17 protein-coding genes are annotated in these 23,304 nt (G+C 63.8%); 6 read left to right on the top strand and 11 right to left on the bottom strand.

Features of this window, described 5'->3' with window-relative positions; all coding sequences use genetic code 11:
- Nucleotides 1-26 precede the first annotated feature (26 nt).
- A complete protein-coding gene (locus SB822_RS16460) occupies nucleotides 27-437 on the bottom strand; it encodes a carboxymuconolactone decarboxylase family protein (RefSeq protein WP_090835279.1) in 411 nt (136 codons plus the stop codon).
- Nucleotides 434-847 carry a MerR family transcriptional regulator gene (locus SB822_RS16455; RefSeq protein ID WP_090835283.1) on the bottom strand — a complete coding sequence of 138 codons (414 nt, stop codon included), beginning with the start codon at nucleotides 845-847 and terminating at the stop codon, nucleotides 434-436. Before SB822_RS16455 ends, SB822_RS16460 begins: the two co-directional genes overlap by 4 nt.
- A gap of 163 nt (nucleotides 848-1,010) precedes the next feature.
- Between SB822_RS16455 and SB822_RS16450 the strand changes: the two genes are divergently transcribed.
- The 4 genes from SB822_RS16450 (at nucleotide 1,011) to SB822_RS16435 (ending at nucleotide 10,815) form a co-directional block, all read left to right on the top strand.
- Complete coding sequence (locus SB822_RS16450) at nucleotides 1,011-7,052, top strand: alpha-2-macroglobulin family protein (RefSeq protein WP_090835350.1); 6,042 nt, start codon at nucleotides 1,011-1,013, stop codon at nucleotides 7,050-7,052.
- A 33-nt stretch (nucleotides 7,053-7,085) separates the two neighbouring features.
- A complete protein-coding gene (gene pbpC, locus SB822_RS16445; RefSeq protein ID WP_407671764.1) occupies nucleotides 7,086-9,479 on the top strand; it encodes a penicillin-binding protein 1C in 2,394 nt (797 codons plus the stop codon).
- Between the two features lie 182 nt (nucleotides 9,480-9,661).
- The gene (locus SB822_RS16440; protein WP_090835353.1) at nucleotides 9,662-10,216 is read left to right on the top strand and encodes a ComEA family DNA-binding protein; all 555 of its coding nucleotides are present in this window, start codon (nucleotides 9,662-9,664) and stop codon (nucleotides 10,214-10,216) included.
- 74 nt (nucleotides 10,217-10,290) lie between these two features.
- Complete coding sequence (locus SB822_RS16435) at nucleotides 10,291-10,815, top strand: YidB family protein (RefSeq protein ID WP_409373047.1); 525 nt, start codon at nucleotides 10,291-10,293, stop codon at nucleotides 10,813-10,815.
- A 134-nt stretch (nucleotides 10,816-10,949) separates the two neighbouring features.
- On the opposite strand, the gene clpB is transcribed toward SB822_RS16435, so the two are convergent.
- Together clpB and SB822_RS16425 are read right to left on the bottom strand one after the other, a co-directional pair.
- Nucleotides 10,950-13,547 carry an ATP-dependent chaperone ClpB gene (gene clpB / locus SB822_RS16430; protein ID WP_090835291.1) on the bottom strand — a complete coding sequence of 866 codons (2,598 nt, stop codon included), beginning with the start codon at nucleotides 13,545-13,547 and terminating at the stop codon, nucleotides 10,950-10,952.
- A gap of 364 nt (nucleotides 13,548-13,911) precedes the next feature.
- Nucleotides 13,912-14,409: an Rrf2 family transcriptional regulator gene (locus SB822_RS16425; RefSeq protein ID WP_007586514.1), complete on the bottom strand. Its 498-nt coding sequence runs from the start codon at nucleotides 14,407-14,409 to the stop codon at nucleotides 13,912-13,914.
- Between the two features lie 237 nt (nucleotides 14,410-14,646).
- On the opposite strand from SB822_RS16425, the gene SB822_RS16420 reads away from it, so the two are divergent.
- Nucleotides 14,647-15,207 carry a group III truncated hemoglobin gene (locus SB822_RS16420; RefSeq protein WP_090835294.1) on the top strand — a complete coding sequence of 187 codons (561 nt, stop codon included), beginning with the start codon at nucleotides 14,647-14,649 and terminating at the stop codon, nucleotides 15,205-15,207.
- A 140-nt stretch (nucleotides 15,208-15,347) separates the two neighbouring features.
- Here the strand turns inward: SB822_RS16420 and moaE are convergent, their stop codons facing one another.
- Genes moaE through glp form a run of 3 tightly spaced genes read right to left on the bottom strand, consistent with a single transcriptional unit; the run spans nucleotide 15,348 to nucleotide 17,367 of the window.
- Entirely contained in the window at nucleotides 15,348-15,818 is a 471-nt protein-coding gene (moaE, locus tag SB822_RS16415; RefSeq protein WP_079485802.1) for a molybdopterin synthase catalytic subunit MoaE, read from the bottom strand.
- Nucleotides 15,819-15,838: 20 nt separating this feature from the next.
- Entirely contained in the window at nucleotides 15,839-16,096 is a 258-nt protein-coding gene (moaD, locus tag SB822_RS16410; RefSeq protein WP_007586520.1) for a molybdopterin converting factor subunit 1, read from the bottom strand.
- Between the two features lie 38 nt (nucleotides 16,097-16,134).
- A complete protein-coding gene (gene glp, locus SB822_RS16405; protein ID WP_090835298.1) occupies nucleotides 16,135-17,367 on the bottom strand; it encodes a gephyrin-like molybdotransferase Glp in 1,233 nt (410 codons plus the stop codon).
- 37 nt (nucleotides 17,368-17,404) lie between these two features.
- On the opposite strand from glp, the gene SB822_RS16400 reads away from it, so the two are divergent.
- Complete coding sequence (locus tag SB822_RS16400; RefSeq protein WP_131542649.1) at nucleotides 17,405-17,782, top strand: hypothetical protein; 378 nt, start codon at nucleotides 17,405-17,407, stop codon at nucleotides 17,780-17,782.
- 591 nt (nucleotides 17,783-18,373) lie between these two features.
- Here SB822_RS16400 and thrC read toward each other — a convergent pair.
- The 4 genes from thrC to SB822_RS16380 form a co-directional block, all read right to left on the bottom strand.
- Nucleotides 18,374-19,822, bottom strand: coding sequence for a threonine synthase (gene thrC / locus SB822_RS16395; RefSeq protein WP_090835300.1), 1,449 nt, complete (start codon nucleotides 19,820-19,822; stop codon nucleotides 18,374-18,376).
- A 30-nt stretch (nucleotides 19,823-19,852) separates the two neighbouring features.
- Nucleotides 19,853-21,184 carry a homoserine dehydrogenase gene (locus tag SB822_RS16390; RefSeq protein WP_007586527.1) on the bottom strand — a complete coding sequence of 444 codons (1,332 nt, stop codon included), beginning with the start codon at nucleotides 21,182-21,184 and terminating at the stop codon, nucleotides 19,853-19,855.
- 58 nt (nucleotides 21,185-21,242) lie between these two features.
- Nucleotides 21,243-22,490, bottom strand: a complete 1,248-nt coding sequence (locus tag SB822_RS16385; protein WP_035539403.1) for a pyridoxal phosphate-dependent aminotransferase — start codon at nucleotides 22,488-22,490, stop codon at nucleotides 21,243-21,245.
- 440 nt (nucleotides 22,491-22,930) lie between these two features.
- On the bottom strand, nucleotides 22,931-23,304 hold a 374-nt coding region (locus tag SB822_RS16380; protein WP_410855207.1), incomplete at its 5' end, for an HNH endonuclease.

Here is a 23,304-nt window from a genome sequence, read left to right as displayed (position 1 = left end):
AACCCGCCACCGATCACCCCATCGACTCAGACCGCAGCCTCCGTCGCTTCCTCCTCATCGCGCCGCTCGAACACCTCACGCGCCGCGAACAGCGCATTCAACGCAGCCGGAAATCCCGCATACACGGCCATCTGCATGAACACCTCGACGATCTCCTCGCGCGAGCAACCAACGTTCAACGCCGCCTCGATATGCACCTTGAGTTGCGGCTGCGCGTTGCCGAGCGCGGCCAGCGCCGCGATCGTCGCGATTTCCCGCGCGCGCAGGTCGAGTTGCGGCCGGCTATATACATCGCCGAACGGAAACTCGATCAACAGCCGCGCGAAATCCGGCGCAATCGGCGCGAGCGATGCGATCACCTTCTCCCCTGCCGTGCCGTCGATTTCCTTAAGCTTGTCCCAGCCGCGTGCGTAGCGATCGTCGTGTGCGTGATTCATGGCGAGTCCTTTACATATGAGTTGTCGATGCGTCCTGTCGATGCTCCGCGTTCGGCCGCCTCATAAAACACGATCTTGTCGCTGATCGCGTCGAGGTTGGTCTGCAACTCGGCGATGCGCGCGAGCACGGCGTCGCGATGCTCGATCAGCATCGCGCGCCGCGCGCCGTACGTCGCATCGCCTTCGGCACGCAACGCGGCGAAAGCCTGCATGCCGGCGATCGGCATCCCCGTTGCTTTGAGGCGCATTACGAATTGCAGCCAGTCGAGATCGGTGGGCGCATACAGGCGATGCCCCGCGTCCGTGCGGCCGATGGACCGCAACAATCCCGCCTGCTCGTAGTAGCGAAGCGTATGCGTGGAGACGCCGGTCGTCGCGGCGACCTGACCGATGGTGAGAGCTTTCGACATGACGGAACTCAGGTTAGGACTTCGAGTGAACTCTAAGTCAAGTGCTATCTGACAAAGCGTGGATTTCAGCGGGATCCTACCTGTGAAGCAGGTTGGGAACGTCGTAAGCGTCAGTTAGAATCGGCTGCGATCCGAAAGAAAAATGAAACCGGGAGCGCAGTCGATGCTAAGCGGCACCATCAAACGTCAAGCGATATGGGCAGCCGCAGCGGCTGTGATGCTCGGCCTTCTCATTAGCGTCACATGGCGCGCCGATTCAGCGCGCATCACTCAGGTCACGCCACAAGGCAAGGTTGCGCAGGTCCGCCAGGTGGTCGTCAAGTTCGACGAATCGATGGTTGCGTTCGGCGCGCCCGATCTGCCCGCGCCCGCGCGCATCAAGTGCAACGACGCGTCGGCTAGCGCCGGCCAGCCGCGCTGGATCGACGACAAAACCTGGGCATGGGATTTCACCGCTGATCTGCCGCCAGGCGTCGCCTGTTCGGTCGATCTGAACGACGGGCTGAAATCATCGGCGGGTCAGGCGTTGACGGGGCCGCGTCACTACGCGTTCGAAACGGGCGGCCCGTTCGTGCAGAACGTGCAGCCCTACGGCGGCGAAATCGAGGAAGATCAGGCGTTTGTCCTGCGGCTCAACGGTCCCGCGACGGACGCATCGGTGCAACAGCACGTCTGGTGCGAATCGATCGGCCTGGGCAACCGGATTCCCGTGAAGAATGTCGATGCCGCCACGCGCACCGAACTGCTCAAGCGCTTCCGTCTGCAGAAGGAAGCGGCGCGCGTGCTGACGCTGCAATGCCAGCAGACGCTGCCGTCCGGCGCGAAGGCGCAACTGGTCTACGGCAAGGGCGTCGCGAGTCCAAGCGGCATTGCGAACGAAGTCGAGCGCCGCTTCGACTTCAATGTGCGCGAACCCTTCGCCGCGAGCTTCAGTTGCGAGCGCGAGAATGCGAAGGCGCCCTGCACGCCGTTGCGGCCGTTGCGCGTGCAGTTCAACGCGCCCATCCTGCGCACCGATGCGGAGAAGATTCGCATCAAGGGGCCGAACGGCGAGATCAAACCGACCTTCCCCGCTGACGACAAAGACCCGCAAACAAGCACCGTCGAATTCGCCGCGCCGCTGCCCGAACGCGCCGACCTGACCATCGAGCTGCCGTCGAATCTCAAGGACGTTAGCGGCCGCGCGCTGACCAACGCAGACCTCTTTCCGCTGAAGACCGCGACGGCGCCAATGCCGCCGCTCGCGAAGTTTTCGTCGGGCACGTTCGGCATCATCGAGCGTTTCGCGGAACCGGACATGCCCGCGCTCGTGCCCGTTACGCTGCGCAACGTCGAGGCCGATCTGCATATCGCGGGGCTCAATGCGGGTAACGCGCAGTTCACGAAGCTGCGCGTCGATGCCGACAGCGACATTCGCCGCTGGATGCACAACGTCGATCGTTTCGACGGCTTCATGATGGACCGTCAGTCGATCAACCAGCAGATGCTGCAACTGCTCGCGCACAATCCGCACCCCGTGATCGTGCCGCGCAAGGCCGACGACTCGGACCCAAAGGAGGACCGCAAGAATCCGCTGATCGACATCCGCTCGCTGTCGCTGCTCGCGGGCCAATCGAACGTCGAAACGCTCGCGCTGCCGAAGGCCGATCCGAAAGCGCTGCGGCCTTTCGAAGTGGTCGGCGTTCCTGTGACGAAGCCCGGCTTCTATGTGATCGAACTCGCGTCGCCCGCGCTCGGCGCGTCGCTGCTCGGCAAGCAAGCGCCGATGTACGTGCGCACGGCTGTGCTCGTCACGAACCTCGGCGTGCATTTCAAGCAAGGCCGCGAAAATAGCGTCGTGTGGGTCACGACGCTCGACAAGGGCCAGCCCGTGCCGAATGCGGACGTGCACGTGAGCGATTGCAACGGCGACGAACTCGCGTCGGGCAAAACCGACGCGCACGGCGTGCTGACGATCAACCAGTCGCTGACGTCCCGCAACGAATGCAAGGAAGACAGCTTCGAAGGCTTCTTCGTGTCGGCGCGCATCGAGGATCCGAAGACGGGCCACGACATGGCCTTTGTGCGCTCCGACTGGAATCGCGGCATCGAAGCGTGGCGCTTCAACGTGCCGACCGACACGAGCATCCAGCAAACGGTACGCGCACACACCGTGTTTGACCGCACGCTGTTGCGCGCGGGCGAAACGGTGTCGATGAAGCACATGATCCGCGTCGAGACGATGCACGGCCTCACTTTCCCGAAGACGTACCCGACGCGCCTGACGCTCCGCCATCTCGGCAGTGGTCAGACCTGGCATCTGCCGCTCAAGTGGACCGCCGATCACACGGCGGATTCGACCTTCGCGATTCCCGCTGCGGCGAAGCTCGGCGAATACAGCGTGTCGCTCGATGACGGCGATGCGAGCGCAGCATCGAACAACGACAGCGACGACGACAGCAGCGCCGACTCGGCCCGCCATAGCTATTCGTCCGGCAGCTTCCGCGTTGAAGAGTTTCGGCTGCCCGTGTTCAAAGGCACGATTGCCATACGCGACGAAAAGAATCACCCGCTTGTTGCTGCGAGCGAAGCGCCCGTCACGCTGCAAATCGACTATATGTCGGGCGGCGGCGCGTCGGGTCTGCCCGTGCAGGTGTCGGCGCTCATGAAGAGTACGACGCCCGCTTTCGCCGGCACGTATCCGGAGTTCAGCTTCGCGCCGTACAAGAAGCGCAACGACGCCAACACGTCGTCGTCCGATGACGAAGAAAGCGAACAGGCCGCCGACGACGACACGTCGAAGCTGATCGCCGACAAGGAACCGGTCACGCTCGACCGCAACGGCGCGGGTAGCCTGAGCCTGAAAAACCTGCCGCAAGTGGACGCGCCGAAGCGTCTCGCGCTTGAAGCCACGTTCGCCGATCCGAACGGCGAAGTGCAGACGATCAGCGGCAACGCGACGCTGTGGCCCGCCGCCGTCGTCGCGGGCGTGAAGTCGGGGCAATGGGTGTCGGTCGGCAACGCGGTGCCCGTGAAGGCGCTCGCCGTCGATCTGCAAGGCAAGCCGCGCGCAGGCGTGTCGCTCGAAGTGCGCGGCATCGCGCGCATCACGATCACGTCGAGAAAGCGCATGGTCGGCGGCTTCTATGCGTACGACAACCACACGGAAACCAAAGACCTCGGCACGCTGTGCAGCGGCAAGAGCGACGACCACGGCCTGATGACCTGCGACGCGAAGCTCAAGGAAGCGGGCAACGTCGATCTCGTCGTCACCGCGAAGGACGGCGAAGGCCATGCATCGATGGCCGCGACGTCCGTGTGGGTCACGCGTGAGGAAGACCTGTGGTTCGGCGGCCAAAACACCGACCGCATCGACGTGCTGCCCGAAAAGAGCGCCTACGAACCCGGCGAAACCGCGCGCTTCCAGGTGCGCATGCCTTTCCGATTCGCGACGGCGCTTGTTGCCGTCGAGCGTGAAGGGATTGTCGAAACGCATGTCGTGAAACTGGACGGCAAGGACCCGACCGTCGAGCTGAAAGTGAGCGAAGCGTGGGGGCCGAACGTGTACGTGTCGGTGCTCGCGCTGCGCGGACGCATCCGCGAAGTGCCGTGGTACTCGTTCTTCACGTGGGGCTGGAAGGCACCGCTCGAATGGGCGCGCGCGTTCTGGTACCAAGGCCGCTACTACGAAGCGCCGACGCCGCTCGTCGATCTGTCGAAGCCCGCGTTCCGCTACGGTCTCGCCGAGATCAAGGTCGGCACAGCCGCGCATAAACTGGCCGTGACGGTCACCCCGGACGCGAAGTCATACACGGTGCGCGGCAAGGCGCATGTGAAGCTGCGCGTGCAGATGCCGGGCGGCAAGCCCGCGCCCGCCGGCACGCAGATCGCCGTCGCCGCCGTCGACGAAGCGCTGCTCGAACTGATGCCGAACAACAGCTGGGACGTGCTCGACGCGATGCTGCAACGGCGCGCGTACGGCGTCGAAACGTCGACTGCGCAGATGGAGATCGTCGGACGCCGGCACTTCGGTCGCAAGGCCGTGCCCGCGGGCGGCGGCGGCGGACACAGCTCGACGCGCGAACTGTTCGACACGCTGCTGCTGTGGAACCCGCGCGTGACCCTCGACGCGAACGGCGAAGCATCCGTCGACGTGCCGCTCAACGACGCGTTGACGAGCTTCCGTATCGTGGCGATCGCGGCCGTCGGCGACGGCACGTTCGGCACGGGCAGCACGTCGATCCGCAGCACGCAGGATCTGCAGCTGATTTCCGGCTTGCCGCCGCTGGTGCGCGAAGGCGACCAGTTCCGCGCGCAGTTCACGCTGCGCAACACCACCACGCGCGCGATGAAGGTTGTTGTTACGCCGAACGTGCCTGGGCTGTCGTTGCAAACACAAACCGTCGATATCGCCGCCGATTCGGCACGCGAAGTCGCATGGACGGTCTCGCCGCCCGACGGTCTTTCCGAGGCGAACCCGGCGGCCTTGACCTGGAACGTCAGCGCAGCGGAACAAGGCGCATCGCACGCGACGGACGCACTCAAGGTCACGCAGCGCGTGACGGCCGCCATTCCCATCACCGTGCAGCAGGCGACGCTCACGCAAGTCGACGGCTCGTTCTCGCTACCCGTCGCCGCGCCGCCGAATGCGACGACGACGCAAGCGGGCGCGCTGCGCGGCGGCATCGCCGTGTCGCTGCAATCGAAACTGTCGGACGGCATGCCGGGCGTGCGCCGCTGGTTCGAGCGCTATCCGTATAGCTGCCTCGAACAGCAGACGTCGGTTGCGCTGGGCTTGCGCGACCCGACACGCTGGCAAGGCGTGCTGGCGCGCATGCCTGTCTATCTCGACAAGGACGGTCTCGCGAACTACTTCCCGCCCGGTGACGACAACGGCAACACGGGCAGCACCACGCTCACCGCGTATCTGCTGTCCGTCACCGACGAAGCCGCGAAGCTCGACCCGCGCTTCGCGTTGCCCGACGATCTGCGCGCGAAGCTCGAAGGCGGTCTGACGAATTTCGTCGAAGGCAGGCTCGAACGCAACTTCTGGGCGCCGCGCAAGGACCTCGATCTGCGCAAGCTCGCCGCGCTCGAAGCGCTGTCGCGTCATGGCGCCGCACGCGCGAGCATGCTCGGTTCGATCGAAATCGCGCCGAACCAGTGGCCGACCTCGGCCGTGCTCGACTACTACGCGGTGCTGTCGCGCGTGAAGGACATTCCACAGCGCGACGAAAAGCTCGCGCAGGCCGAGCAGATCATCCGCGCACGGCTCACGTATCAGGGCACGCGCCTCACCTTCTCGACGGCCGACAACGACGACCTGTGGTGGCTGATGTCGGGCACGGAAACCAACGCGGCGCGCACGGCGCTCACGTTCGTCGATATGCCCGGCTGGAAGGACGAGATGCCGCGCCTCGTCGCGGGACTACTCGCGTTGCAGAAGAACGGCGCATGGCAGACGACGACGGCCAACCTGTGGGGATCGATTGCCGTGCAGCGCTTCTCGCAGGTGTTCGAGAGCGTGCCTGTGACGGGGCAAACGAAGCTGCAACTCGGTTCGACTGACAAGACGATTTCATGGAGCCAGCCCGCTGCCGCAAGCGCGAACTATGCGTCCGCAACGGCCATCACGAAGACGGCCGACACGCGCAGCCAGTTGCTGCCGTGGCCGCCCGAAACGCGCAGCGCACCCGTGTCGCTGACGCTGACGCACGACGGCACGGGCAAGCCGTGGGCGACGATCGAAAGCCTCGCCGCTGTCGCGCTGAAAGCGCCGTTCGCCGCCGGCTACCGGATCACGAAGACGGTCACGCCGATCGATCCCGCCGTGAAGGGCGTGAACACGCGCGGCGATATCGTGCGCGTGCATCTGGATATCGACGCGCAGACGGACATGACCTGGGTCGTCGTCAACGATCCCGTTCCGGCCGGCGCGACGATACTCGGCTCGGGCCTCGGCCGCGACTCGGAAGCCGCGACACAAGGCGAGAAATCGAAGGGCGAGGCGTGGCCGGCATTTGTCGAGCGTGGTTTCGACGGCTATCGCGCGTACTACGACTACGTGCCGAAGGGCAAGTTCTCGGTCGAGTACACGGTTCGGCTGAACAACGTCGGCACGTTCGGCCTGCCGCCGACGCGCGTCGAAGCGCTCTACGCGCCGTCGACATTCGGCGTGCTGCCGAATGCCGCCGTCGTCGTGAAGCCGGCGACGGCTGCGAAGTAAGGAGAACGCGTGATGCGCGCCTGGACCAATGCGATGAGCCGCAACACACCGCCGAACCGGCCGTGGCGCATCGCGTTCACGTTCGCGCGCATTGCGCTATGCGTTCTGCTGCTCGCCGAACCGCTCGCCGCGCACGCGCTGCCTAAGTTCGACGACGTACGCACGCAATGGCGCAGCTCCGACTGGCTGCTGCTATCGCGCGACGGCGTGCCGCTGCAACGCACGCGCATCGACAAAACCGAGCGGCGCGGCGACTGGGTCGCGCTCGCGGACGTCTCGCCAGCGCTGCGCGAAGCGATCGTCGTATCGGAAGACAAGCGCTTCTACGAACACAGCGGCGTCGACTGGCGCGGCGCGACGGCCGCCGCGTGGGCGAACCTGTGGAACACGCGCACGCGCGGCGCATCGACGGTCACGATGCAGTTGACAGGTCTGCTCAACGACGATCGTGAACGTTCGGGGCAACGTTCAATCGCGCAGAAGGCGAATCAGGCCGTCAGCGCGCTGTGGCTCGAACACACGTGGCGCAAGGATCAGATTCTCGAAGCGTATCTGAACCTCGTGCCGTTTCGCGGCGAGACGATTGGCCTGTCCGCGCTGTCGATCACGCTGTTCGGCAAAACGCCTTCCGGTCTCGACGAGCGCGAAGCCGCCGTCGCCGCCGCGCTCATCCGTGCGCCGAACGCCTCATATGCGAAGGTCGGCGAACGCGCGTGCCGCATCTTGCGCGACATGAACGCGCCCGAGCGCTGCGTGAATCTCGCGGCCTTCGTGCAGCTCGCGTTCGCGCGCCCTGCTCCCGCCTTGCTGTCCGTCTCGCCCGATGCGCCGACGCTCGCGCCGCATTTCGCGCGCCGCATCGGGAGCGAAACGCATCCCGTTGCGGGCGCGCGCGTGACGAGCACACTCGACGCCAAGCTCCAGCGCTTCGCAAGCGATGCGCTCACGCGCACGCTGGTCGAACTCAACGCGCCCGCGCATCCGCGCAACGTGCACGACGGCGCCGTCGTCGTGTTCGATAACGCGACGGGCGAGGTGCTCGCGTGGGTCGGCTCGTCGGGCGGACTGTCGGGCGCACGCGACGTCGATGCCGTGCTCGCGCGCCGCCAGGCGGGCTCGACGCTCAAGCCGTTCCTCTATGCGCAGGCCATCGACGAACGGCGGCTCACCACGGCCTCGCTGCTCGACGACGCGCCGCTCGATCTCGCGGCGGGCGGCGGCCTGTATATACCTCAAAACTACGACAAGGACTTCAAGGGCTGGGTCAGCGTGCGCACGGCGCTCGGCTCGTCGCTGAACGTGCCTGCCGTGCGCACGCTCGTGATGGTCACGCCGCATCGCTTCGCGAAGACGCTCACCGCGCTCGGCTTGCCGCTCGAACAAAGCGGCGACTACTACGGCTATTCGCTCGCGCTCGGCAGCGCCGATGTGACGCTGCTGTCGCTGACCAATGCGTATCGGGCGCTCGCCAACAGCGGCGTCGCCACGCCGGCCTTCGATCTGCCGCGCCGTGCGCCTTCCGCTGCACCTCCACAGCAACGCGTCTTCAGCGCCGACGCAAGCTACATCATCACGACGGTGCTGTCCGATAACAACGCGCGCACGCGCACCTTCGGCTTCGACAGCCCGCTTGCGACGCGCTTTTTCTCGGCGGTGAAGACGGGCACCAGCAAGGACATGCGCGACAACTGGACGGTCGGCTACACGTCGCGCTACACGGTCGGCGTGTGGGTCGGCAACGCGGACGGCCAGCCGATGTGGGACGTGTCCGGCGTGACGGGCGCCGCGCCGATCTGGGCCGCTATCGTCGGCTATCTGCACCGGCGCGTGCCGAGCGTCGAGCCGCGCGTGCCGGCAGGCGTCGTGCAGGCTCGCGTGAGCTTCGACGGCAACATCGAGCCCGCGCGCAACGAGTGGTTCGTCGACGGCACGCAAACGCAGACAGTCGGACTGGCCGCGAATGCCATTTCAACGGACAACGCGAGCGGTATAGCGCGCGCGGCGTACGCATCGGGCAAAACGGCCGCGTCGTCTTCGAATGCCGCGCCGCGTATCGGCTCGCCGACGGACGGCACGCTGTTCGCGCTCGACCCCGACATTCCCGCCACACGCCAGCGCATCGTGTTCGAACGCGCGAACGGCTCGTCCGGGCGCGCCAGCTGGCGCCTCGATGGCAAGCCGCTTGGCCGCGAAGAACGCGTGCTGTGGCTGCCGTGGCCGGGCCGACACGTGCTCGAACTCGTCAATGCGGATGGATCGAGCGCCGATTCGGTGCACTTCGAAGTGCGCGGCGCGACCGCGCACCAGGCCGTGCCGCCGCCGGCCGGCAAACCGGGTACGGTACGCGGCCGCGCGGCGTCACAACCGTCTCCAACTCCTCTGACATCCACACAGCAAGACAGCACAACGAACGGGCAAAAGCTTTAAATTTGGTGAGTTCGCATTGTCTTGTCACGGTTCGAGCGGTATAAATCGGCCGATTCGCGCCTCGTCTCGCGCCGTTCGGTGAAAGAGGACAGTAAATTGTCCTATGCTTGAACGCAGTGCTTGCTCAAATGGAAGCGTCGTCCGTTCCCGGCTACCTGTTTGCCCTCAATGGAGTGATTGCCATGTTGAAAAAGCTGTTGATGTTGTTCGTCGCGCTCGTCCTGTCGCTGTCGGCGGGATACGCGGCCGCTGTCGAAGTCAATTCCGCCGACCAGGCCGCGCTTGAATCGGTCAAAGGCATCGGCCCCGCCCACGCCAAGGCGATCATCGACGAACGCACCAAGAACGGCCCGTTCAAGGATGCCGACGACCTCGCCAACCGGGTCAAGGGCATCGGGCAGAAGTCGGTGAAGAATCTCGAAGCGGCGGGCCTGACGATCAACGGCTCGTCCGCGCCGCCGACAGGCGCACCCGCCAAAGCGCCGGCGGGCACGATGTCGAAGTCCACGCCCGCACCCGCCGCGACCACGGCGCAAACGCCAGCGCCTGCCGCGCCCGCCGACGCCGCTTCGGGCGGCAAGGCGTCAAAGTCGAAGAAGAGCAAGGCTGACGCCGCTGCGGCATCGGCGCCCGCTGCTACGGCGGCTTCTGCGCCTGCTACAGCGTCGGACACGACCGCTTCGAAGTCGAAGAAATCGAAGAAGAGCAAGGCCGCGTCCGCTGCATCGGGCGTATAAGGACGCGCAATCCATCCGCGTCCAGTGGCCGCACTGCCTCACGCCTATATCAACGGCCATTGCTGCCACTATTGGTGCCGCGCTCCGCGTGGCGTTTCGTTCCCCGCCGGCGCACGCTTCACACACGTCGCACCGGCTTTTCAAGAGAGATTGTCATGAGCCTACTCGACTCCCTCGGTTCCATGCTCGGCGGCGGCAACTCGCCGCAAGGCGGCGGCCAGGCGGCGCTGATTTCCGCCGCGCTCGAATTCGTCAACAACCAGCCGGGTGGCCTGAACGGCCTGATCCAGCGCTTCCAGCAAAATGGCGCGGGCGACATCATCAGCTCGTGGGTCGGCACGGGCGAAAACCAGCCGATCGCCGCCGACACGCTGCATAACGTGCTCGGCTCCGAAACCGTGACCAATATCGCGGCGAAGGCCGGCGTCGAACCTTCTATGGTGACGGGCCTGCTGTCGCAAGTGCTGCCGCACGTGATCAACGCGGCGACGCCGAACGGCGAAGTGCCCGCCGACGGCAAGGTCGATGCAGGCGGCGTGTCGGGCGCGTTGGGCGCGCTCGGCCAGATTGCGGGGCTGTTCGGCAACAAGAACGCCTGAACACAGCCGTTCGCTACGCGTGGCCTCGTCGAAGCGCCGCGCATGAAAAAAGGGCAACGAATCGCTTCGTTGCCCTTTTTGTTTTTCATCCGGAACGGATGCGTCGAGCTTCGACGCTCCGTTCCCTTGCCGCCTTAGTGAACCACCCTGTCGAACACGAGCTTGCCGTTGTCCACCTCGACGGGGATCACGTCCTTCGGACCGAACTTGCCAGACAGAATCAGCTTCGCTACCGGGTTCTCAATCTCCTGCTGGATCGCGCGCTTCAACGGCCGCGCTCCGAACAGCGGGTCGTAACCAACCTTGCCGATCAACTCCAGCGCCGCATCCGACACGACCAGTTGCATGTCGAGCTTTGCAAGCCGCTCGTGCACGCGTTCCAACTGGATCTTCGCGATCGACTGGATGTTCGAGCGATCGAGCGCATGGAACACGACGACGTCGTCGATCCGGTTCAGAAATTCCGGCCGGAAATGCAGCTTCACTTCTTCCCAGACGGCATCCTTCACGGCTTCTTCAGGCTGGCCGACCATCGACTGGATCACCTGCGAGCCGAGGTTCGAGGTCATCACGATCACCGTGTTCTTGAAGTCCACGGTGCGGCCCTGGCCATCCGTCATGCGGCCGTCGTCGAGCACCTGCAGCAGCACGTTGAAGACGTCCGGGTGCGCCTTCTCGATCTCGTCGAGCAGGATCACGCTGTACGGCTTGCGGCGCACCGCTTCCGTCAGATAACCGCCCTCTTCATAGCCCACATATCCCGGCGGCGCGCCGATCAGACGCGCGACGCTGTGCTTCTCCATGAACTCGCTCATGTCGATGCGGATGAGGTGATCTTCCGCGTCGAACAGGAAGGCCGCGAGCGCCTTGCACAACTCGGTTTTGCCGACACCCGTCGGCCCCAGGAACAGGAACGAGCCATACGGACGGTTCGGGTCCGACAGACCGGCGCGCGAACGGCGGATCGCATCGGCGACGGCGGTGATCGCTTCATCCTGGCCGACCACGCGCTGGTGCAGTTTCTCTTCGATCTGCAACAGCTTTTCGCGCTCGCCCTGCATCATCCGCGAGACGGGAATACCCGTGGCGCGCGACACGACTTCCGCGATTTCCTCGGCGCCGACCTGCGTGCGCAACAGGCGCGGACGGGTCGGATTGTTCTGCTCTTCCGCCTCGGCCTTCGTGACCGCCTTCAGTTGCGATTCGAGTTGCGGCAGCTTGCCGTACTGAAGCTCGGCGACCTTCTCCAGCTTGCCTTCGCGTTGCAGACGCGTGATTTCCGCACGCGTCTTCTCGATCTCTTCCTTCAGCTGCGCGCTGCCCTGCACGGCCGCTTTTTCCGCCGTCCAGATTTCTTCGAGATCCGAATATTCGCGGTCGAGCCGCTCGATTTCTTCCTCGATCAGTTGCAGGCGCTTCTGCGACGCTTCGTCCTTCTCCTTCTTGACGGCCTCGCGTTCGATCTTCAACTGGATGCGGCGACGATCGAGCCGGTCCATCTCCTCGGGCTTCGAGTCGATTTCCATCTTGATCTTCGACGCCGCTTCGTCGATCAGGTCGATCGCCTTGTCCGGCAAGAAACGGTCGGTGATGTAGCGATGCGACAGTTCGGCCGCCGCGACGATCGCCGGGTCGGTGATATCGACGCCGTGGTGCAGCTCATAGCGCTCCTGCAAGCCGCGCAAAATCGCGATGGTAGCTTCGACGCTCGGCTCGTCGACGAGCACCTTCTGGAAGCGGCGCTCCAGCGCGGCATCCTTTTCGATGTACTTGCGATATTCGTCGAGCGTGGTCGCACCGACGCAATGCAGCTCGCCGCGCGAGAGCGCCGGCTTGAGCATGTTGCCCGCGTCCATCGCGCCTTCCGCCTTGCCCGCGCCAACCATCGTATGAATTTCGTCGATGAAGACGATGGTCTGGCCTTCGTCTTTCGCGATGTCGTTCAGCACGGCCTTCAGCCGCTCTTCGAACTCGCCGCGATACTTCGCACCCGCCAGCAGCGCCGCCATGTCGAGCGACAGCACGCGCTTGCCCTTGAGCGTCTCGGGCACTTCGCCGTTGACGATGCGCTGCGCGAGGCCTTCGACGATCGCCGTCTTGCCCACGCCCGGCTCGCCGATCAGCACCGGGTTGTTCTTGGTGCGGCGCTGGAGAATCTGGATCGAGCGGCGGATTTCGTCGTCGCGGCCGATCACCGGGTCGAGCTTGCCCGCGCGGGCACGCTCGGTCAGGTCGATCGTGTATTTTTTCAGCGCTTGGCGCTGGCTTTCGGCGTCCTGGCTATGCACCTGCGCGCCGCCGCGCACGGCCACGATGGCCGCTTCGAGCGACTTGCGCGACAGGCCGTGCTCGCGCGCGAGACGGCCCGCTTCGCCTTTGTCATCGGCGATCGCGAGCAGGAACATCTCGCTTGCGATGTAGGTGTCGTTGATCTTCTGCGCTTCCTTGTCGGCCTGGTTCAACAGACCCGTGAGATCGCGCCCGATCTGCACGTTGCCGTCCGTGCCGCGTACTTGCGGCAGACGCGTGATGGCGTCGGCGAGCGACGTTTGCAGCGCCTGCACGTGAACACCGGCGCGCGAGAGCAGCGAGCGCGCGGAGCCGTCCTGCTGCGCGACGAGGGCCGCTAGCAGGTGGACCGGCTCGATGTACTGATTGTCATGACCGACGGCAAGGCTTTGCGCATCGGCTAACGCTTCCTGGAATTTAGTGGTGAGTTTGTCGACTCTCATCTAGGAGACCTCCAATTTCGATTACCACCAAAATGAGGCGTTTTCTGCCAGTTTCAAGCGCTTTTTTGCATCAGGGAGAGAGAATTTACACGCCAGCGGCCCGATCGTGCGGGACGCGTGAACGGCGCCAGAAGTCCGTCGACACAGCCGAGTGTAGCCCCGCGCAGGATCGGGCGAAAGCAAGGTGCGGGGCAGGACGCGCGACCCGGCGCGGATAGCCGGCGGGCAGTTGGGCAGTTGGCAAGCGCAGGCCGGCCCAGGCCTGCGGGCGTGCTCAGCGCGAAATACGCCGGATCGGACGAGCGTTCGGTGACGCCGCCGGGCGGCGGCGCGCCCGGCTTGCTTTCTCCGACCCGGTGCGCTTTCAGGTGCCCGTCGACACAGCGGGCACGATGGGCACAACGGTCGCCGATGGCTTCAATCCGAGCAGCGACATCAGCGGCGACGCCGGCTCGGCGATATCGCGGATCGTATAGCTGTCGAGTTCGCGGAAGAAGGCCGCGCGCGCGGATTCGAGGATGCCCTTCAGCCTGCATTGCGACTGAATGACACATTCGCGATGCACGCCGCTCGCGTCGGCGCCATTGAGACAGGAGACGAGCGCGAAGTCGTTCTCGGCCGCCCGTACCACTTCGCCGACGGTCAGCGACGACGAATGTTCGTACAGCCGCAGACCGCCGTTGCGCCCCCGTACGGTCTCGACCCAGCCAAGTTCGGCGAGCCGCTGAACCACCTTCATCAGATGGTTCTTTGATATGCCATAAGCATCGGAAATGTCTTGTATTGTTGCCAGTCCTTCGGAACGAACCGCGAGGTAAAGCAGCACGCGCAGCGAGTAATCGGTATAGTCTGTGAGTCTCATTGAAAGGCAAATCGCGACGGAGTCAGCGTGCGGAATGTTCACGCCGGCTCCACTAACGCCGGTACTGCTGCGCAATAACATGCGTACATAACACATCTTATTGCGACGTTTATCTCGTTATTTCGCGTAACTATAAACGGTAACTTTCCTTTTAAGCGCACTTTTTCTGATTTTAGAGCGCGTCTGCCTAAAACGTTTGCGATGACGCGTTTGCCACGACTCACTTTTGTTCCAGATATGAAGTCCGATATTTCTTCAGATATTCCCGCTATCGAACGACTCGCGACGCGTTACGCCGAACCCAACGAGGACAACATCCGCGAGTTGGTCTACGCGTTCTACGACCGCGTGCGCGCCGACGCGCTGCTCGGTCCCGCCTTCGAGCAGAAGCTCGCCGGGCGCTGGGACGAGCATCTGCCGAAGATGTGCGTGTTCTGGGGGTCGCTGGTGCTGGGCGCGAAACAGTATCGCGGCAACGTGCAACAGGCGCACATGCCGCTCGCGGGCCTCGAGCCGCGCCACTTCAGCCGCTGGCTGTTTCTGTTCCTGGACACGGTCGAGTCACGTTACGAACCCGCGGCGGCCGTGCGCTTCATGGAACCCGCGCTGCGTATCGCGCAGAGCCTGCAGCTGAGCAAGTTCGGCTGGGACTACCAGATTCCCGCCGAGCAGCAGGATTTACTGGACCGCGTCGCGCCGCGCCGCCGCTCGCGCGAAGAGCACGCTGCCGAACATGCGCAGCCGCGTGGCGAACCATTTCCGGCGAAAATCATCGGTAAATCGCGCGACGACGATTAAGCTGATCGAACGGTCAGGATTAATCGATGTGATTCGAAAATTGGGACTCAAGAATCGTGATTTAACATTTCAACCGGGATTATCGCTTGCGCGTTATTTTTTGAAACGTTCAATGAATAACGCTTAATCCGGTTTCGAATTCAGCGCGAATTCAGCGATTTCAGTCCCCAGCGCGCGAGTGCCTCGTCGTCGGCCACGCGCGCATCGACCCAGCGCTCGCCGCTTTCCGTCTTCTCTTTCTTCCAGAACGGCGCCTGGGTTTTCAGGTAGTCCATGACGAACTCGCACGACGCGAATGCGTTCCCGCGATGCTTCGACGTCGTCGCGACCAGCACGATCTGGTCGAGCGGCAGCAGCTTGCCGACGCGGTGCACGATCAGCACCTCGGTGCCCGGCCAGCGCTCGCGCGCCGCGTCGACGATCGCCTCCAGCGACTTCTCCGTCATGCCCGGATAGTGCTCGAGTTCCATCGTCTGGACGGTCTCGCCTTCGTTGATGTCGCGCACCGTGCCGACGAAGCACGCGACGGCGCCCACCTTCGGATTCTGCGCACGCAGCGCGGCCACTTCCGTCGACAGGTCGAAGTCTTCTGTCTGGACTCGGACGGTCATATCGTTCCTCGCTGGCTGTGTCAGCCGCCCGTCACGGGCGGAAAGAACGCGACTTCGCAGCCGTCGGTGAGACGCGTGCCCGCGTCCGTCATCACGTGATTGCAAGCCATGCGCAGCGCGCGGCCTTCGGCGAGCGTCTCCGCCCACACGCCGCCACGCACGCGCAGCCACGTGCGCACGTCGCCGACCGTCGCGATGCCCTCGGGCACGTCCACGGATTCGTCGGACTGGCCGAGCGCTTCACGCACGCTCGCGAAATATTTCAGCTGGATGTTCATCGTCGGTAACAGCCCAATTGCGGCCTCAAGGGCCGTGCTCAGTTCAGCAACTCGGAAAACGGGATGAAGCGCACGGTTTCGCCGGCGCTGATCGCATGATTCGGCGGATTGTCGATCAGGCCGTCGCCCCAGACCGTCGACGTCAGCACGGCGGAACTCTGGTTCGGGAACAGATCGAGGCCGCCTGCGGCGTTGACGCGTGCGCGCAGGAATTCGTTGCGGCGATCGGCCTTTTGTTGCGTGAAATCGGCGCGCAGCGACAACGCACGCGGCGTCACTGTGCGCACGCCGGCGAGGCGCAGCAGGAACGGGCGCACGAACAGCAAAAACGTGGCGAAGGTCGAGACGGGATTACCCGGCAGGCCGATGAAGAAGGTTTCGTTCGAGCCGGTGTTTTGCGCATCGGGCGCAGCCGTGCGGCGAATCGCGCCGAACGCGAGCGGCTTGCCCGGCTTCATCGCGATCTGCCACATCGACAGACGCCCTTCCGCCTCGACGGCGGGCTTCACGTGATCTTCCTCGCCCACCGACACGCCGCCGCAGGTGAGGATCAGATCGTGATCTTGCGCGGCGTCACGCAGCGTTTTGCGCGTCGCGTCGAGCTTGTCGGGCACGATGCCGTAGTCGGTCACTTCGCAGCCGAGCTTGTGCAGGAGGGCCGTCAGCGTGAAGCGGTTCGAGTTGTAGATTGCGCCGGGCTTGAGCGGCTCGCCGGGCATGGTCAGTTCGTCGCCCGTGAAGAAGACGGCGACTTTCACGCGCCGCACCACGTCCAGATTCGCGCAACCGACGGACGCCGCGAGGCCCAGCGCCTGCGGCGTGAGCCGCGTGCCCGCGGGCAGGATCGTCGCACCCTTGTGGATGTCGGCGCCTTGCTGCGTGATCCATTCGCCTGTTTTCGGCGTGTGCAGGATCGTCACTTCGTCGCCGGCTGCTTCCGTCTGTTCCTGCATCACGATGGCATCGGCGCCGGGCGGCACGGTCGCGCCCGTGAAAATGCGCGCCGCCGTGCCTTCGGCGAGTGGTTGCGGCGCGTGACCCGCCGGGATGCGCTGCGAGATGGGCAGACGGCGCTCGCCCTGCGATAGCTCCGCGACGCGCACTGCGTAGCCGTCCATCGAGCTGGTGTTCATCGGCGGGACGTCGAGTGGCGAGATGACGTCGGACGCGAGCACCCGGTTGATCGCTTCCAGCGTGGGCAACGTTTCGTTGCCGGCGATTTGTGCGGCGGCGCCAAGTAAGGTCGCTAGCGCGTCGGCTGTCGAGAGCATCGGTGCGCGTGGCGCAGGTGATCCCGGAGAGGTTGATGTGGACATCATCGGATCGGATGAGGACGATTCGGAAAGAATCATTGTAGCGGGAGGGGACAATGCATGTAGTTGGCAGGTTTTTTTATCTGCGATGCGGGGTGGTTTGCTTTTTTGCCTTTCGGTGGTGGTGGTTGTAGTGCGGGCGTTGCCAATTGGTGTTTTTGGCGTCTGCGCTGGCATCCGCACTTTGCCTTCGTGCTTCACGCGTCGCCCCTGTGCGGGGCGGCACCTACTTTTCTTTGCCGCCGCAAAGAAAAGTAGGCAAAAGAAAGCGGCCAACACCGCCAACATTTCTTCCTGCCTGAGGGCCCCCAAAGGGTCTTACGCTTCACACGGCAGCATTCCTGTTCGCGTTCGTTGCCAACGCTTCGAATGAGCGCCTCACCCACTTCAAACCCCCGAACTTGGGCTAGCGGCAGCGAATGGTTTGCGCCGCCCAAGTGGCAAACTGTGTGTAGGCTATCGCGTCGTATAGCCTGGCGCTCTTACATGGAGGTATGCGCGTGCTATCGGTCCGAAGTGAGGCGTGCGAGGCACTACGGCCTACACAGAGTTTGCCACCTGGGCGGCCGTGGAATATCTGGCACGGCATGCGGCGACGCGGGTGCGTGAAGCGGGTGAGGCGCACCGCAAGAGCGTTGGCAACGAACATGGGTCACGTGATTGCCGTGTGAAGCGTAAGACCCGTTGAGGGCCCTCAGGCAAGAAGAAGGATTGGCGGTGTGAGCCGCTTTCTTTTGCCTACTTTTCTTTGCGGCGGCAAAGAAAAGTAGGTGCCGCCCCGCACAGGGGCGACGCCTGAAGCACGAAGGCAATACGCGGATGCCAGCGCAAACGCCAAAACACCGAACGGCGACGCACGAACCACGAAGGCAAATCGCGGATGCCAGCGAAACCAAAAGCAAACCAATCCACCCGCGCCGCAAAAGCACAAACCCCGTCAGCGTCGCAGACAAAAAACAAACCCTTATCGAGTCCGCTGCGCTACAAACTCCTTCACCCGATCCGCGTCATTCGCCAACACCTCGAACCGCTGCGGCAAATCCTCGATCCCACTGAACGCCGCCGGCCGCTCCGGCTCCCGCTCGAGCGCTTCGCGAATCGTCTCGCCGAACTTGATCGGCTGCGCCGTCTCCAGCACGATCATCGGAATGCCCGCTTGCAGATGTTCACGCGCAACCTTCACGCCATCCGCAGTATGCGTATCGATCATCGTGTCGTATTGCTCGAACACATCACGAATCGTATCGACACGATCGTCATGGCTACTGCGCCCCGACACAAAACCAAATTCCTCCACACGCGCAAAGTCGCCGCTGGCCTGCAAATCAAAGCCACCCTTCTCTTCGACATCGCGGAACAACTGCAACACACGCTTCGGATCACGCCCAAGCAGATCGAACACAAACCGCTCGAAGTTCGAAGCCTTCGAAATATCCATGCTCGGGCTGCTGGTGTGATACGTCTCCGACGACTTGCGCACGCGATAAATCCCCGTACGGAAGAACTCGTCGAGCACGTCGTTCTCATTGGTCGCGACCACGAGCTTTTCGACAGGCAGACCCATCATGCGCGCGATATGCCCCGCGCACACATTGCCGAAGTTACCCGACGGCACCGTGAACGACACGCGCTCATCGTTGCTCTTCGTCGCCGCGAAGTAGCCCTTGAAGTAGTACACAACCTGCGCAACGACGCGCGCCCAGTTGATCGAATTGACGGTGCCGATCTTCTGCTGCGCCTTGAACGCGTGATCGTTCGATACGGCCTTCACGATATCCTGGCAATCGTCGAATACACCCTCGATCGCGATGTTGAAGATATTCGGGTCTTGCAGCGAATACATCTGCGCCGTCTGGAACGCGCTCATCTTCTTATGCGGCGACAGCATAAAGACGCGAATGCCCTTCTTGCCGCGCATCGCATATTCGGCGGCGCTGCCCGTATCGCCCGAAGTCGCGCCGAGAATGTTCAGCGTCTGCCCGTGCTTCGCGAGCGTGTACTCGAACAGGTTGCCGAGCAGTTGCATCGCCATGTCCTTGAATGCGAGCGTCGGACCGTTTGACAGTTCGAGCAGCGACAGCGGCGTGCCGCCTTCGACGCCAAGCGTCTTCAGCGGCGTGATCTGCGCAGCGTTCTCCTCGTCGCGCACGTTGCAGTACATCTGCGCCGTGTAAGTGCGGCGCGTGAGTTCGCGCAGGTCTTCGTCGGGAATGTCGTCGCTGAACTTGCGCAGGATTTCGAACGCGAGGTCCGCGTACGGCAACGCGCGCCAGCGCGCGAGTTCATCCGCCGAGACCTTCGGATATTCGTTCGGCAAATACAGACCGCCATCCTTCGCGAGACCGCCGAGCAGGATGTCGGAGAACGTGTGGCGCTCGCCGATACCGGCGCCGCGCGTGGAAATGTAATTCATGAGCTAGCCTCTTTACGTGTGTGCGGTACGTCAGTTCAGCGCTTCCATGCGCAGCTTCGTCACCTTCGACACGACCGTCTTCAGCGCCTCGATGTTCGCGATCGCCGCGTTGACGTTCTTTTCGACCGTCTCGTGCGTAATCAGGATGATGTCCGTCTCGCCCTTCTTCGATACGTCCACCTGCTCCGATTCCTTCTGTAGCAGCGCGTCGATCGAGATGCCCGTGTCGGCCAGAATGCGCGTGATGTCGGCCAGCACGCCCGTCACGTCGGCGACGCGCAGACGCAGGTAGTAACCGCTCGTCACTTCGTCGATGGGGAGAATCGGCGTGCTCGACAGACGGTCCGGCTGGAACGCCAGATGCGGCACGCGATGCTCCGGATCAGCCGTATGCAGGCGCGTCACGTCGACGAGATCGGCGACCACGGCGGAAGCCGTCGGCTCCGCGCCCGCGCCCTTGCCGTAGTACAGCGTCGTGCCGACAGCATCGCCATGCACCACCACGGCGTTCATCGCGCCTTCCACGTTCGCGAGCAGACGCTTTTCGGGGATCAGCGTCGGATGCACGCGCAGCTCGATGCCGTTGTCGGCGCGGCGCGCGATGCCGAGCAGCTTGATGCGGTAGCCGAGTTCTTCCGCATACTTGATGTCGATCGCAGCGAGCTTGCTGATGCCTTCGACGTAGGCCTTGTCGAACTGCACAGGCACGCCGAACGCGATCGCGCTCATGATCGTCGCCTTGTGCGCGGCGTCGACGCCTTCGATGTCGAAGGTCGGGTCGGCTTCCGCGTAGCCGAGTTCCTGCGCGGCCTTCAGCGCCGTCGCGAAGTCGAGGCCGCGGTCGCGCATCTCCGACAGAATGTAGTTCGTCGTGCCGTTGATGATGCCCGCAATGTACTGGATGCGGTTGGCTGTCAGCCCTTCGCGCAGCGCCTTGATGATCGGGATGCCGCCTGCGACGGCCGCTTCGAACGCGACCATCACGCCGTTGGCACGCGCCGCTTCGAAAATTTCCGTGCCGTGCACGGCGAGCAGCGCCTTGTTGGCCGTCACGACATGCTTGCCGTTCTTGATCGCGCGCAGCACGAGTTCGCGCGCGATGCCCGTGCCGCCGATCATTTCAGCGACGATGTCGATAGTGGGATCGTCGACGACCGAACCGAAGTCGTCGGTAATCGCGACCGTACCCGCTTCGCTGCCGAGCGCGGCTGTTGCCTTGGCGGGATTGCGCACGGCAATGCGCGCAATCTCAATGCCGCGGCCCGCGCGTCGGTTGATTTCTTCCTGGTTGCGGCGCAGTACCGTGAAGGTGCCGCTGCCTACCGTGCCGAAGCCCAGCAGTCCAACTTTGATCGGTTCCATGCAGCGTGTGTGTCGAGTGAGAGATTGGTAAATCGGTTCGGGCGCGGAGTGTCCGCGCTCAGGCCGCGTGGCGTTTGCGATAGCCGTCGAGGAAGCGCGCGATCCGGTGGATCGAATCGGCAAGATCGTCGACGTTCGGCAGGAACACGACGCGGAAGTGATCCGGCGTTTTCCAGTTGAAGCCGCTGCCCTGCACCAGCAGCACGCGCTCCTCCAGCAGCAGATCCAGAATGAACTGCTGGTCGTTTTCGATCGGGTACAGCTTCGGGTCCAGACGCGGGAACATGTACAGGGCCGCCTCGGGCTTCACGCAGGTGACGCCGGGAATCGCCGTCAGCATGTCGTACGCGAGTTCGCGCTGCTTGTACAGTCGCCCGCCCGGCGCGATCAGTTCGTTGATGCTCTGATAGCCGCCCAGCGCCGTCTGGATCGCATACTGGCCGGGGACGTTCGGGCACAGGCGCATCGACGCCAGAATGCCGAGCCCTTCAAAGTAATCCTTCGCGCGGCGGCGGTTTTCGCCCGTCAGTCCCGACACCCACATCCAGCCCGCGCGATAGCCGCACGAGCGGTAGCTCTTCGACAGGCTGTTGAATGTGACCGTGAGCACGTCTTCGGACAACGACGCCATCGACGTGTGCGTCTTGCCGTCATAGATGATCTTGTCGTAGACCTCGTCCGCGAAAATCACGAGGCCGTGCTCGCGCGCAATCGCAATCAGGCCGAGCAGCAGCTCGTCCGAGTACAGCGCGCCCGTCGGGTTGTTCGGGTTGATGACGACGAGCGCCTTCGTGTTCGGCGTGATCTTCGCGCGGATGTCGTCGAGGTCGGGCATCCATGCGTTCGACTCGTCGCAGATGTAGTGCACTGGCGTGCCGCCCGACAGGCTCACGCCCGCCGTCCACAGCGGATAGTCGGGCGCGGGCAGCAGCACTTCGTCGCCGTCGTTCAGGAGCGCCTGCAAGGCCATCACGATCAGCTCGGAGGCGCCGTTGCCGATGTAGATGTCGTCCAGTTCGACGCCCACGACGCCCTTCTGCTGCGCGTAATGCATGATCGCCTTGCGCGCCGCGAATACGCCCTTCGAGTCCGAATAGCCCGACGACGTAGGCAAATTGCGGATCATGTCCTGGATGATTTCATCCGGCGCTTCGAAACCGAACGGCGCCAGATTGCCGATGTTCAGCTTGATGATGCGATGGCCTTCTTCTTCGAGGCGCTTCGCATGCTCGAGAACGGGCCCGCGAATGTCGTAGCAGACGTTCAACAGCTTGTTGGATTTGAGTATCGGTTTCACGACGGGCACTTCGTCCTGGGTAAATGAGCGGGACCACCGGGTGACCGGGACCACGGAGCACTCGCCCCACGCAGCGGGCAAGCGATGAGACGGGATTGCGCGGCGGGCGGTCCCGGGCCGCGCGGCGCGGGCCGGACCGGCACCAAGCATCATACGGGACGTGGGCGGCGCGCGGCCGTCGGAGGCCGGACAGGCGTTCCGGTAGCGCCTTTCGCCGACGCTTTCCGGGCAGCCCGCGGGCATCCGCGGAGCACCCCGCGATGCACCCCACTGGCAGCGGCGGGCGCGGTCGCCAGCCTTGCGGGCGCGGCTTGTGGCAGCGCGCGAACCTGAAGGGAGCCGCCGGGCGGCTGTAGGGTAGCCCCCTTTCCTCTCGGAAAAGGGGCCCCCTTGGAACTGTACGTGCGACTTTCACCGCATACAGCTCGAGCCTACAAACAATGCCCCGTTTACAACGGGGCCGGCTTCGTTACTACAAGTCTACCAGCGTGCACTTGCTGGTGGCAGTGTGGGTGAAGCAGTACCCGGTTGGACAACGCGTCCGACCCGCCATGCATCCGATATTCCAGATGATGATCGTGCCAGCCGGTGTCATCCGTCAGAGCACAACCACAGTGCGCACATAACCCGCTCTGTGACATAAATAGCGTCGCCCATTGCTTCCGGTACCGCACGGATTCCCACATGCGTTCCTGACGCAACTGCTCGCCATACTGCTCCCACGTCGGATCAAAGGGGTGGTAGTCTGAAGTTGACCCGGTTCGACGGATAGATTTGCAGTTGAGTCTAATGCGGTGTGGCACCTCCCGATAAGGTTGAATCG

The sequence above is a fragment of the Paraburkholderia sp. SIMBA_054 genome, from assembly GCF_046534875.1.
Lineage (GTDB): Bacteria > Pseudomonadota > Gammaproteobacteria > Burkholderiales > Burkholderiaceae > Paraburkholderia > Paraburkholderia hospita.
This window is presented reverse-complemented; position numbering and strand designations above follow the sequence as displayed.